This window comes from Streptococcus sp. CF8-6, from assembly GCF_024295845.1.
GTDB lineage: Bacteria > Bacillota > Bacilli > Lactobacillales > Streptococcaceae > Streptococcus > Streptococcus oralis_BO.
Genome location: NZ_JANCOF010000002.1, coordinates 176,366 through 189,934, shown reverse-complemented (window position 1 = coordinate 189,934; position 13,569 = coordinate 176,366). Strand labels below are relative to the sequence as shown.

General features: G+C 37.4%; 12 protein-coding genes. 3 read left to right on the top strand and 9 right to left on the bottom strand.

The window, feature by feature from the left end; translation table 11 throughout:
• The first annotated feature begins 71 nt into the window (after window positions 1-71).
• On the top strand, window positions 72-1,193 hold the full coding sequence (locus NML69_RS04520) for a site-specific integrase (RefSeq protein ID WP_254725442.1): 1,122 nt from the start codon (window positions 72-74) through the stop codon (window positions 1,191-1,193).
• Window positions 1,194-1,280: 87 nt separating this feature from the next.
• Here the strand turns inward: NML69_RS04520 and NML69_RS04515 are convergent, their stop codons facing one another.
• Both NML69_RS04515 and NML69_RS04510 read right to left on the bottom strand, forming a co-directional pair.
• Window positions 1,281-1,997 carry a YebC/PmpR family DNA-binding transcriptional regulator gene (locus tag NML69_RS04515; RefSeq protein ID WP_049524687.1) on the bottom strand — a complete coding sequence of 239 codons (717 nt, stop codon included), beginning with the start codon at window positions 1,995-1,997 and terminating at the stop codon, window positions 1,281-1,283.
• 96 nt (window positions 1,998-2,093) lie between these two features.
• On the bottom strand, window positions 2,094-3,464 hold the full coding sequence (locus NML69_RS04510; protein ID WP_254725440.1) for an MATE family efflux transporter: 1,371 nt from the start codon (window positions 3,462-3,464) through the stop codon (window positions 2,094-2,096).
• 109 nt (window positions 3,465-3,573) lie between these two features.
• On the opposite strand from NML69_RS04510, the gene NML69_RS04505 reads away from it, so the two are divergent.
• Window positions 3,574-4,128 (top strand): GNAT family N-acetyltransferase, encoded by a 555-nt coding sequence (locus NML69_RS04505; RefSeq protein WP_000060287.1) that lies wholly within the window; start codon window positions 3,574-3,576, stop codon window positions 4,126-4,128.
• Between the two features lie 174 nt (window positions 4,129-4,302).
• Here the strand turns inward: NML69_RS04505 and NML69_RS04500 are convergent, their stop codons facing one another.
• The 7 genes from NML69_RS04500 to NML69_RS04470 form a co-directional block, all read right to left on the bottom strand.
• Window positions 4,303-4,992 (bottom strand): aspartate/glutamate racemase family protein, encoded by a 690-nt coding sequence (locus tag NML69_RS04500; RefSeq protein ID WP_254725438.1) that lies wholly within the window; start codon window positions 4,990-4,992, stop codon window positions 4,303-4,305.
• Window positions 4,993-5,453: 461 nt separating this feature from the next.
• Window positions 5,454-5,861, bottom strand: coding sequence for a hypothetical protein (locus NML69_RS04495; protein ID WP_061407315.1), 408 nt, complete (start codon window positions 5,859-5,861; stop codon window positions 5,454-5,456).
• Between the two features lie 126 nt (window positions 5,862-5,987).
• On the bottom strand, window positions 5,988-6,176 hold the full coding sequence (locus tag NML69_RS04490; RefSeq protein WP_254725525.1) for a hypothetical protein: 189 nt from the start codon (window positions 6,174-6,176) through the stop codon (window positions 5,988-5,990).
• A 740-nt stretch (window positions 6,177-6,916) separates the two neighbouring features.
• Entirely contained in the window at window positions 6,917-9,259 is a 2,343-nt protein-coding gene (locus NML69_RS04485) for an ATP-binding cassette domain-containing protein (protein WP_254725436.1), read from the bottom strand.
• A gap of 85 nt (window positions 9,260-9,344) precedes the next feature.
• Window positions 9,345-9,911 (bottom strand): NAD(P)H-dependent oxidoreductase, encoded by a 567-nt coding sequence (locus tag NML69_RS04480; protein WP_061407322.1) that lies wholly within the window; start codon window positions 9,909-9,911, stop codon window positions 9,345-9,347.
• Window positions 9,908-10,504: a TetR/AcrR family transcriptional regulator gene (locus tag NML69_RS04475; RefSeq protein WP_254725434.1), complete on the bottom strand. Its 597-nt coding sequence runs from the start codon at window positions 10,502-10,504 to the stop codon at window positions 9,908-9,910. The genes NML69_RS04480 and NML69_RS04475 overlap by 4 nt, the downstream gene beginning before the upstream one ends.
• Window positions 10,505-10,660: 156 nt before the next feature.
• A complete protein-coding gene (locus NML69_RS04470; protein WP_247917891.1) occupies window positions 10,661-11,989 on the bottom strand; it encodes an MATE family efflux transporter in 1,329 nt (442 codons plus the stop codon).
• A 128-nt stretch (window positions 11,990-12,117) separates the two neighbouring features.
• Here NML69_RS04470 and NML69_RS04465 point away from each other — a divergent pair, with 128 nt between their 5' ends.
• On the top strand, window positions 12,118-13,488 hold the full coding sequence (locus NML69_RS04465; protein ID WP_254725432.1) for a PLP-dependent aminotransferase family protein: 1,371 nt from the start codon (window positions 12,118-12,120) through the stop codon (window positions 13,486-13,488).
• Window positions 13,489-13,569 lie beyond the last annotated feature (81 nt).

The window sequence follows — 13,569 nt, the reverse complement described above, 5'->3', positions numbered from 1 at the left end:
AAAGACAGGCATTAAAAAGCCCTCTTTTCTATGTCTATTTTACCAAGAAATGAGGTGAAAAGCAAATGTGGATGGAAGAATTACCAACCGGCAAATATAAATTTTTTGAACGGTATAAGGATCCATATACTGAGAAATTAAAAAAAGTATCAGTCACAATGGAAAAGAAAACCCCTCAAGCTAAAAATCAAGCTGCCATCTTGCTGCAAGAAAAGATAAAGAAAAAAATCAGCACAAAACAAGTAGAAAGCATTACATTTGAAGAGATCTATAACCTTTTTTACAATTCTTGGTCTAAAACAGTCAAAGCATCTACTAAGCACAATTATACTTTTGTTGATGCGACTATGAAAAAAGAAATACCATCTAACACTTTACTAGCTAATATTGATAGACGGTATATCCAGAGTAAGATTGAAAATATTATTGATAGCAAAGGATATCATACAGCTTATAGAGTCCGCAGTAGACTCAAAAGTATCTTCGATTATGCAGTTCAATACTCTTATATTGAAAATAATGAGGTTAATTACACGGTTATTCCTAAAAAACCGGAAACTTTAGAAGATATTGAAAAAAAGCGCAACAAGTTTTTGACTATGGATGAAATCAAAGCATTAATAGATGCACTGAATGATCGACCGTATCAGCAAAAATATGCCGATATGGTAACGGTTCTTGCTCTCACTGGTATGAGGTATGGAGAGTTGACGGCATTACAACTCAAAAATATAGACTTTGAAAATAATAAGATTGAAATTACAGGTAATTTTGACTCAATCAACAAAATAAAAACATTGCCAAAAACCGCAAAATCCATTAGAACAATACTGGTATCAGATGCAGTTATAAAGGCCATACAACGTCAAGTGGTTCGACTCACTGAACGTTATCAACCACTAAAAGATGATGATTATATCTTTTGCTTAGAGGTTTGGAATAGCCCAATAACGTTACCATCTTTCATTCAAATTATAAAAAAATACGGCGCAAAAGCTGGAATAGAAAAAAATCTGTCAAGTCATATTTTCAGACATTCTCATATTTCCTATTTAGCGGAAGCCGGGCTTCCAATTAAGTCAATTATGGATCGTGTCGGACATGCAAACGCAAAAATGACACTTGAGATTTATTCCCATACAACTCAAGATATGGAAGATAAACTTGTAAAAACTTTGGATAGTGTTTTTTAATTCTGCCCCTTACCTGCCCCTTTTCTACACAAAGACATAACAAAAGCCCTTGAAATACCAATGTTTTCAAGGGCTTGTTTTTATTTATTAGAATCCATCTACGTTTGTGTAGATCTTTTGTACGTCTTCGTCGTCCTCAAGAACACTGTACAGTTTTTCAAAGGTTTCAAGGTCATCCCCTGACAATTCCACTTCTGACTGAGGAATCATTTCCAATTCTGTCACTTGGAATTCTTCGACACCTGACTCACGAAGGGCAACGATAGCCTTGTGAAGGTCTGTTGGAGCTGTGTAAACAGTGATTGTTCCTTCTTCTGCTTCTACATCATCCACATCCACATCCGCTTCAAGCAATTGCTCAAAGACTGCATCTGCATCTTCACCAGCAAATACGATAACACCCTTGTTGTCGAAGAGGTAAGAAACCGAACCTGAAGCACCCATATTTCCGCCGTTTTTACCAAAGGCAGCACGGACATTAGCCGCTGTACGGTTGACGTTTGAAGTCAAAGTATCAACAATCAGCATAGAACCATTTGGTCCAAAACCTTCGTAACGTCCTTCTGTAAAGGTTTCGTCTGTGTTTCCTTTTGCTTTATCAATCGCTTTATCGATAACGTGTTTTGGCACTTGGGCTTGTTTCGCACGATCGATAACGAATTTCAAAGCAGTGTTTGATTCCGGGTCTGGATCCCCTTTTTTAGCTGCTACATAGATTTCTACACCAAATTTTGCATATACTTTAGAGTTAGCTCCATCTTTAGCCGTTTTCTTGGCTACGATATTGGCCCATTTACGTCCCATTAGGAATCTCCTTTTTTCACATTTTAATCTTTCTTATTATAACACAAGTTTTTTCGATTTTCACTAGAGGAAATGGATTTTATTCAGCAAATCCAGCTAGGATTGTCCTTTGGCTACCAAGATTGCCTTGCCTTCTTTTATCAGGGGATGGCGGAAAAGTGAAAAGTACAGTTGGGTGGTCATGGCAACCCAGATAAGGGGTTCACAAAGGATAACCCCCCTATAGCCTGCCCAAGGGATAATCAAAACCACAAAAACGATTTTCCCGATTAGTTCTATAAAGCTGGAAACGAGAGGAAGGACCTTTTGCCCCAATCCCTGCAAGCTATTTCTATAAATCAATAAAAGACTTAAAAATGGATAAAATACAGAACTGATACGTAAGTACAAGGTCCCGTTTTCTACCAAGTAGCTGTCTGTCGAACTCGCCAAGAAAGAAACTAGGCTAGGACTAGCAAAAAATAGGAAAACACAGGCAAAGGCTGCCCAAGACATACTCAAATAGCTCCCTAAACGAAGGCCTTGGACAATACGTTCGGGACGTTTCGCCCCAAAGTTTTGAGAGATAAAAGTCGTCATCGATGCTGAAATAGCCGTCATTGGTAATAAGGCAAAGGCCATGATTCGCCGTGCTGCCGTTTGAGCACTGATAATGACTGCACCAAAACTATTGACAGAGGATTGCAAAATGACACTACCGATAGAGACGATTGACCCCATCAGACCCATGGCTAGTCCCTGCTCCAAGAGATCCACATAGAGAGCCTTATTCCATTTGAAATGTTTGAGACCCGGAAGAAGCTCTGGAACACTCTTACGAATATAAAAATAACAGAGGATTGCTGACAAACCCTGCGAGATAATGGTTGCAAGACCCGCAGACTGAACTCCCAGATGCAGTTGCGTAATAAAATATAAATCCAAGATCACATTAACGATAGCTGAAAAGATAAGAAAAGCAAGAGCCGCAAGGCTATCGCCAATCGAGCGCAGTAAGCCTGCAAAAAGATTGTAAGCAAAACTAACCCCTACACAGGTAACAATCATGGAGATGTACTCATAGGATTGAGGAAGGATTTCTACAGGTGTCTCTAAATATTGCAAGAGTGGATAAAGACGGAAGAAGCCTATCAGCATGACAAGAGCACTCAGGATGGCACCCAGAATCCAAGTTGCTGCAACAGCTTCTTTAATCTTAGCAAAATTACGAGCACCGTAAAGACGAGCGATGACAACTCCCATCCCATTTCCAACTCCGAGGGCAAAGCCGATAATCAGATCAAAGATAGCCGTCGTTGCTCCTACAGCTGCTAGGGATTCTTGTCCAAGGAACCGCCCTACAATCAAGACGTCAGCTGTATTATATAGTTGTTGGAAGATATTGGACAACAGAATTGGAAGGGCGAAGCTCAAAAGTGAGGGAAGAATGGAGCCATGAATCAGGTCCACTGTTCGTTTTTTATTCATAAAGATATTATATCAGCTTTCCAGAGGACCGACAAGATTCTTTAACGAATCCTGAAATCAATTGCTTACAGAGAGACAATTTGCTATAATCAAGAAAAGGAGGTCATTTATGAGTTTGACCAGTCAATTAATAACCGATGTGTTTCCAGATCTTGATAAAGTTGAAAAGCTAAATAACGAAGCTTTCCCCGAGGAAGAACGAGTCCCTCTTTCTGAGTTTTTGCGCTACCAGGACCGAGATGACGCCCACTTTTTTGCTTTTTATAACGAAGAAGAATTTGTTGGCTTTGCTTTTGCCATCTCCAACCAAAAGGCCTTCTATATTAGCTTTTTCGCCATCATGCCTCACTTAAGAAGTCACGGGTATGGGAAGGAAATTATCGACAAACTAACTGATTTTTATCAGCGGACCATGTTGCTTGAAGTGGAGCGATTGGATGAAGAATGCGATAACTTGGAACAAAGAAAAGCTCGTATGAGCTTCTATCAACAAAATGGCTTTAAAACAGCTAACGCTTTTCTAGAGTATGATGGCTTGAGTTTTGAAATTCTCTACCGCGGTGACCATTTCGACGAGGAAGCCTATCGCGACATCTTCCAAAAATTACAAGATGAGCATTATTTTGATTTTCATATCAAATACAGACGCTTTAGTGATCATTAGTTGTTTCAAGGAAGAGAAGTCTAATGAACTTTCTCACAATAAAACGCATAATATCAAGGTTATGAATACCTGATATTATGCGTTTTTATGATGGCTCTATAATATTTGTAGTGGGTAAATCCCCCAATAATTGACTCATAGTCTTAAGAACTTAAGCTAAATACAACCATTCTTTCACTCAATCCCCATCTTCGCTGCTTTCTCTGCATGGATAACTGTTGTGTCATAAAGAGGAAGAGCTATATCAGATTGCTTTACTAGAAGACCAATCTCTGTACAGCCTAGGATAACGGCTTCTGCACCAGCATTTTTTAAATCGTCTATAACGGTAAGATATGTCTGTTTTGAACTTTCTCTGATATCTCCCAGACAGAGTTCATCATAGATAATCCGATTGACGTCCGCAATGCCTGCTTGGTCTGGAATCAGCACTTCTAGCCCAGATTCTAGTAATTTCTCCTTGTAAAAGTCTTGGGTCATGGTGTACTTAGTCCCCAAGAGTCCAACCTTTCGAATACCATCATCTACCAGGGCTTGAGCAGTTGCTTGCGCAATGTGCAAAATTGGAATTGCAATTTTCTTCTGAATCTGCAGCGCAACCTTGTGCATGGTATTGGTACAGATGACGATAAAGTCCGCACCCGCCTGCTCTAAGCGCTGGGCAATGTCCGCCAGCACCTGCGCACTCTTGTCCCAGTCTCCAACAGCCTGATAATGCTCAATCTCTGCAAAATCCACACTGTAAAGCAGGATTTTAGCAGAATGCAGACCGCCTAGTTCCCTTTTGATAGTTTCGTTGATAATTTGGTAGTAAGAAGTGGTGCTTTCCCAACTCATACCCCCGATTAAACCGATTGTTTTCATCGTCTAATTAAACTCCTCCTTGTTAATGATTGCCAATGAATTGTACAATATTCTACTGTGAGATCTGTTTCCGACGACAATCGCAAACAACACTTCCGTGATAGTCGTCTCTTTACATCCTTCCACAAAGGGATCACTAATAATTTAGTTCATAACAATCTTAATTTATATGACTAAATCCAGATTTTTAGCTTATCACTCTATCATCAAATTTTGGCTAATTTATATAGTTTATATTCATAGTGATAGGTGGAATAAGTTAACAAAAAACCTGTTGTATTATACCGTAAGAAAAAATGTGGTAGTTATTCAAACGGGCTGTCCTCATTATACTACTAAAATCCCTTACTTACAATATATTATTCCCAACCTAAAATATCTGATTGCCAAATTCTCAACTTGTTCATTCTATTCTTTAAACAAAACTAGGAGAACTGAGCATACTGCTCTGCAAGTTTGCCTTATTTTGAAATATCATAAAGATTATGGCGGCGAAAAACTACTAAATAAAGTAAGAAAATAATCCATAAAATTGGAAGCCCCCAATTCACCAGAGAAAGACCAGCTGTAAACGGCATAGTCTTAAACAGAATAAATAAGATAAGGAGTAAAACAACTAACACAATGAAAGAGGGGGCGTTTCCAACTGTAACAGAGACATTGTCATTTTCTTTGATATCTAGAAGTAATGTCTGACTTGTAAATCCCAGAATGTCTTTAATATAAAGAGAATGTTTTCCTGCCGATAGTTCAATTTGCTTATCTACAATTGCAGTAACTTTGCCTTGATTGACATCGTCCACTATCAGATAAAGCAAGCCTCTGTCATTGACAAAACTTAATTTTCTATGAAGTTGCAAAACAGCCATAATAAATACCTCCTAACGACCAATATTATATATGTTTTAAAAATTGAATATAGGCAGATGCGCTTCTCTCAATTTCTTACTTTGTTGAAACCGGGTGTCCTCTCTGAACCATAAAAAGCAAAGAGATCACGATAATTTCAGCGACAATAAAAATTTAAATAAAATCTTAAAAGGAACTAATCTCTGCTCAAGAGTATAATAATATTTCCCATCAGGTTGATAATCCTTTTCCTGAATCCCAGCAGATACTGCTAATGCTATTTTTCTCCTCTGTAATTTATCTCCTCCATTTTTACCATAAGACGAACCATAAATTAATACATTATCTATCCACTTTTTAGCAATGACGGACTAGAAAAATTAAATATAGAAAATTGAAAAACTAAGTTTTGATGAGATTCAACTAATTACTATTCTCTTTTTTTATTTATAGTACCTTCTGGGCATTCTTTATATAATTCATGAAATTGTATATTCTTCTAGATATTTCCCCAATTCCTCAATCCAATGTTTATTAATGGTTGAATGTCCCATATCTGAGTGTGTCACTATGATTAATGTTTTCATCTATATTTTTCTCCCTATTTATTAGGTACTGAATTATCAAATTAGGTACACAAATTCCTCATAAATACTTCATAAGATATTATTCAATTTAGACATTTCTGAGCTCTATGATTTAGTTTTTCTTCCTATTTTTTGAATTAAGAAATCATCAATCTTTATCCGGTGTTGTGATTTCATTTGTCAATTACTTCACCATCAGAGCCGTTAGCAGCTATAATTATCCTACTTTAACAGCTAGTTGTTTTGAGGAAATGAAAATAGCAAATCTGTTAGTGTGGCAAGACAATTTCTATCATTTTAACCAATATTCTCTATTCCCTATTTCAAATACTTATCGGTGTTTTATTGGTTTTTACGAATGGTATGATAAATTAGTGAAGTAGGATAATTTTACTTACTACAGAAATTATGAAACTATTTTTAGATACTCTTTAGGACTCTATCTCAGATTACCCAAAGGAATAGAATTTCCCGATTCATGCATTGCTCTATTCGGTTCGAAGAGCTTCAACAGGATTCTTGCGAGCGGCAATCTTGGAAGGAATATAGCCGGCAAAGAATGTCAAAATAATGCTAAGAACCACTAATACAGCTGCATTCTCAGGAGAGAGGTTAGCTGTGAAACCTTTGATATTCAACGAATCAACTACCAATTGGTTAATAGGAATAGTCAGAAGTGTTGCTATTCCGATACCTAATACCCCAGAGCTCAAACCCAACAGCCCTGCTTCAGCATTAAAGATGCGCGAAATATCTTTCTTACGGCTTCCCAGAGCTCGCAAAATTCCGATTTCTTTCGTTCTCTCTACAACAGAAACATAGATTAAAATTCCAATCATAATGGAAGAAACTAACAGTGAGATGCCTGAAAAGGCAGTTAGAATAAAGGTTACAGAACCAATAATATCAGTAAAAGCCTCTGATACTGTTTTTGCCATATCCGTATAGGAGACAGAATAGCGTTCATAATCATTGCTGTTTTTGCCATATTTTTTGGCCACATCTTCATTAAAGGTGTGTATAGTTTGCAGGATCTTCTTTCGATCTTCAAAAGACTTGGCATAAAAACTTAAACTTGTTGGTGTGTTGTCACCTCCTAGTTGTTGCATCATTGTTTGGTAGCTTTCTTCTGACAGAACCTCGCCACTGATGTCCAAGACACTACGGGTCTGGCTTTTTTCCTGTGCTTGAACAATAGCTGAACTTTTTTCTACCTCCAATAATTGATTGAGAAAAGTTTGACTATAGCCAATCGTTCCATTAAATGGGGTTGTGGTAGCATCCTTTAGCTGCATGATTTCTGTTATTCTCAGAGTTTGCCCTTCTTGATAAAGGCTGTCTGTCACTTCATTAGGAATAAAGCGCTCTCCAATTTGTCGGAAATATTGGTCATTTGTAAGAACATGGATTTCTTTACCAAGAAGTTCTTCTATCTTTACTTTATTTTTTCCCTTATAACCTAACATAGCAAGTTGTTGTTCGCTTAAACTACCATCTGAATCTAAAAATAGAATAACTTGATTAGCAGTTGGATACTTAAATATCTTATCTTCGCTAGCAACTAATCGGTACTTATCCGTAATGGTGGTTTCATCTGTTGGAAGAACTGCAAAGTTGGTAGTAGTTGCCATCAAAGTTCGTACCACATTATCTTGAATCTGATGGATCTGACCATCTGTATCCTTGACAAAAGCCTTAAGAGTATAACCAGTATTGAAATTTAGACTTTTGTAGTAAGATTTAGCATGCTTTTTCATATATGAGATGAAATCGCCGTCTTTTCCCCCTAGAGCATCTTCAGTGTAACGATTCTGATGTGTTCTCCCTTGCTCAGCTACCTTGATTTCTTTGATTGGTTCTTCAGTTTTTTCTGCTAATCGATCGGATAAAGTTCGAATTCCTCCTGAGTCTGCTGCTGATATAGTTATGGGCATAGTGGAAAGGGTGTCTTCCTGCATACTTTTAATATAGCCATTCATCCCAGATGAAATCGCTAAAACAGAAGCAATACCTATAATTCCAATACTTGCTGCAAAAATCGTTAAAATACTCCGAACTTTCTTAGTCAGTAAATTTTTAAAACTAGAGCTAATTGCCCGAGCAAAAGACATAGAAGTTTTGCCCAGCTTGTAACCCTTATTGGAATCAATTTGAGGATTTGGGGCTGTATCTTCGATAATCTTTCCATCTGATAATCGGACAATTCGACTACTACATTTTTCTGCCAACTCAGGATTATGAGTCACCATGATAACCAACTTACCCTGACTGATTTTCTTAATCAATTCCATAATTTGTATACTAGTGCTACTGTCTAGTGCGCCAGTAGGTTCATCAGCTAAAATAATTTTAGGATTGGTTACCAAGGCCCGAGCAATAGCCACTCGCTGCATCTGACCACCAGATAATTGATTGGGTTTCTTGTGAATATGCTGCTCCAGTCCAACATCTTTCAGAGCTACAACAGCTCTTTCCTGACTTTCTTTATTGGATAAACCTGAGATAGATAGAGCTATTTTAACATTTTCTAATACTGACAAATGGCTGATGAGCTGGTAATTTTGAAAGATGAAACCAATGGTCCCATTACGATAACTATCCCAATCTTTATCTTTGAAAGATTTCGTAGAAGTGCCATCTACAATCATATCTCCTTCATCATAACTATCTAAACCACCAATAATATTGAGGAGAGTTGTTTTGCCGCTGCCACTAGCGCCTAGGATAGAGACAAATTCATGTTCACCAAAACGGATGGATACATCATTCAGTACTCGGTTTTCTTCCTCACCACTATTGTAAATCTTTGTAATATGCTTTAATTCTAACATCAGCATCTCCTCTCTTCTTGCTCTCTACCTGACATACAGTCAAAATTCCAAGAAAAGTCTGTTTTTATAATTTTATTGACATTTATCAAATGCAGCTGGCGATCTGAGCTATGTCTTCCAAAAATTGTTGGCGTTTATCATCGGAAATCTTTTCGACACCTGCTAATTGAGTCAATTTAACCGGTGCAACAGCACAAGTTTTTAAAATTTGATTTTTCAGGACTTTACCATAGTCCTGAGCAAAAGGTGTTACAAAAGAAGGTGTGTTATGAGTCGTGATAATCCAAGCAGATTTTCCTTGTAAATGTCCTTCAAGACCGACTTTTTTATAAGAATAAGCAAAACCAGCTACAAAGACACGATCAATGAACCCTTTAAGTATGGCAGGCATGCCACTCCACCAAAGAGGGAAAATAAAGATTAGATGATCTGCCCAAGTAACCAAATCACGGTATTCCTCCATTTCAACAACTTTGTCTAAGTCACGCCGTTTATGACTTTCATCAAATCGTAATATCGGGTCAAATTGCTCATTGTATAAATCTAAGGTTTTAACAGAATGTTTGCTCGAAATGTTAGCTTGAACCTGCTTGAGAATCGCTCCGTTAAAACTTTGATGGGTTGGGTGAGTATAGATGATTAAAATATTCATGATCGTTCTCCTTTGATATAAATATCAAGCATATGCTCAATAGTAGTTTGAATCGCTTTGTTATCAAAATCATAACCAATGGGACTGTTCGCCAGAACGGCAAGACCTGAAACGAAACTCCAAAAGTGAAACAATGTTTCAGCTTCACTATTGGTGAACTGTTCCTCTTTACGGAGCTTCAAAACAATACGCTTAAATTCTTCAAAACCTGGTAAATCTGAATCCAGCGAAATAGTATCCTGTGTGACCTTCATATATTTGAAAGGAAATTTAACAAAGAGAGCTTCAAAGAAATATGGATACTGTTTGGCAAAGGTGATGAAGTTAAATCCCATTTTAGCCAATTGATGACGAGCAGAAGCTTCCAAATCAATTTCCTGTTGCATTTCTTGATTGAGAAAAGTAGAGAGGCGTTTTAAAACCACTTTTAAATAATTTTCTTTGCTTTCAAAATGGCGATAAGGAGTTCCGTGGGTCACACCACAAGATTTAGCAATAGTTCTCAGCGAAAGTTGATCAATGCCATGTTTTTTGATCTCTTCCACTCCTGTCTGAATAAGTCTTTCTTTCAATTCTGCTGTGTTGCGTTTCATATCTCTCCTCCAAAAGTATACATCGTCTACATTTTTAGTATACACTGTCTACATTGTTTTGTCAATTCTAAGAGTATAATAAAATCCCTTTTCATTGTAAAAAGAATAAAAAGGGATTAGAGATAGAAAAGCCAGCATAGTTTATGCTTATTCATTCTACAGAGAGTTTGCTCTTCTTAAAATATATCTATAATAAAACAGTCGCATCAGAAAGCCTGCCGTCCAGCCAAAAGGGGCGGCCATCCAAATGCCATTAAATCCTAGGGAAGTACGGGATAGCAAGACGGCTAAAGGCACTTGAAGAATACAGAAAGTTGTGATAGAAGCAATCAAAGGAAGAAGAGATTTTCCATAACCTAATAATAAGCCATTTAACACCTGCATCGCTCCGAAAATCAGATAAAAGCTTGATACAATACGCAAATACTGTTGACCGATTTGAATGACGGCTGCATCATGATTAAAAATGGAAATGAATGCTGGAGCAAAAACAAAAATCATAACAGAAATGCAGATTGATAAACTGATTGAAAATAATAAGGTACTTCTACCACCCTTGCTAATGCGCTCTCTTTTCCCAGCCCCTTCATTTTGAGCTGTAAAATTCATCAATGCCTGTCCGAGATTAACAGCAGGCATTTCTGCAAAAGAGTCAACCTTAGACGCTGCTGTATAGGCTGCAATAGCGCTTGTTCCAAAACTGTTAACAAGAAACTGAATCACCAGAAAGCCAAAACTAATGAAAACCTGCTGCAGCATAGCAGGAAGCCCAATAGATAACGATGAACGCAATTCTTTGCTGCTCCATTTTAAATCGGATAAATGAGGAAATAAGTCTGGATATTTTTGCTTCATGTACAATAAACAGACAAAGAAAGAAAAGTACTGAGCGATGACAGTAGCACCGGCGGCACCAGCAACACCACAATGAAAGCCAGCAATAAAAACTACATCTAAAAATGCATTCAGACAAACCGAACTAATTAAAATATAAGTTGGTGTCTTAGAATCTCCAATCCCTCTCAAACAATTCGCTAAAGTATTGTATGCAAAAAGCGGCACCAAGCCTAAAAAGATAATTTTTAAATAAACATCCGCATCAGCTAATAAAGATTGAGGTACATTTAATTGTCTTAGAAATATGCTCGAATAGAAAATCCCCAAAATTGTTAAAATAAAAGCTAGAATACTCGTGAAAATCAAGTTCGTATCAAGAATATCTTTCATCTTTTGGAAACGTTTTGCTCCATAAAGCTGGGAGATAAGTACACTGGCTCCAATGGAGATTCCTGTTGAAAGGGCAACTGTTAAGGCTACTACTTGAGCACTAGCACCAACAGCTGCCAATCCTTTTGTCCCCACAAGATTTCCGACAATGGCAGTGTCTGTCACATTATATAATTGCTCAAATAAATTTCCTAAGAGGATGGGAACAGAAAAATAGAGTATAGTTTTTAATTCATTTCCTTTAGTTAAGTCCGTCATTTATTTTCTCCTTTTAATCTGCTATAATAAGATTAAAACCATACAATTCGTACAATATCATTATAAATAAAAAATTGGCTCTTATTATCCAAAAAATTGTCGGCAAGATAATTTTATAAGGAGAGAATATGTCTGTTAATTCATTTGAACATTATCCCATGACGTGGAAACCTAATAAGAAACTGTTAAAAGCCCCTCTGTACCTTACACTGGCAGAGTTGCTAGAGCAAGATATTGTCAGTGGCCGGCTGGCAGCTGAAACCAAATTGCCGCCACAGCGTGAGTTAGCAGACTTTTTAGATATTAATCTCAGCACTATTACACGAGCTTTTAAACTATGCGAACAAAAAGGAATCATTTATGCTGTTATTGGTAAGGGAACGTTTGTGTCGCCAAATAAAGCAACTCCTTTAGGGACGCTTGAAAAGAATCAGTCACTAATTCCACTCGGTAATCTGAGACCTTACTATCAACTGAACACTATTGCATCAGATACCGTTAGGCGATTGCTGCAGAGCCCTTCTATTGATAGACTCTTTCGCTTTGATACGGTTAATGATACCGACTGGCACACAAGAATTGCCCACTATTGGCTGAAAAATTTTTCTCTCAGTACTTCTCAAGAGAATATCTTTCTAACCTCCGGCACTCAAAACGCACTTGTTTTGCTTTTTTTAACGGTATTTCAGGCTGGTGATAAGATTGCCACAGATACCTTTACCTATACCAATTTCATCTCCCTAGCCCGTCAGTTTCGGATTGAATTGATTCCCATCATATCTGATACTAAAGGCATTCTTCCTGAAGATTTGGAGAAAAAGTGCCAACAGCATCAGATTAAGGGAATTTATCTAGTGCCGACAAACAATAATCCAACTGGTGCTACCTTAACCGCACAGCGCCGAAAAACTTTAGCTGATATCATCATAAAACATCAGCTTTTGTTAATTGAAGATGATACCTATGCCTTTATCAATAAGCAACAGCTGCCTCCATTAGCCAGCCTGATTCCTGACTGTACCTTTTATATACATGGGCTTTCAAAAGCGTTGTTTCCTGGCTTGCGGATCGCCTATATGGTCGTGCCTGACCGATTTATCAAAAAGATTTCACTTACAGCTAACAATATCAATACTCATATCTCTTTGTTAAATGCTGAAATTACCAGTGAACTCATTTCAAGTGGACAAGCCCAAGAAATTATCCAGCAAAAAAACCGATTGTCAGAAGAACGCAATCGTCTTTACCGTCAGTTCTTCCCTGAAGTTACTTCTGAGAATCCTTTTGCTTTATTTCAATGGCTGCCATTACCAAAGGAATGGAAAGGATATGAAGTTGAAACTCTTGCCCGGCAGCATGGTGTAGAAATTCTTTGTGCAGAACGGTTTTTTGTCGGCGGTATCATAGAGCAGTCAGCCTTACGAGTATCCATCTGTTCGCCAGAGAATATGGAAGAATTAGAAAGAGGACTAAATATCCTTACGAATTTATTAAGATGATAAGAAGTACGAATTATATTAAAAATGATATTCTTTTACTCTTAAGAGAAAATTGAGAAAAAATAACATAAAACGGATTAA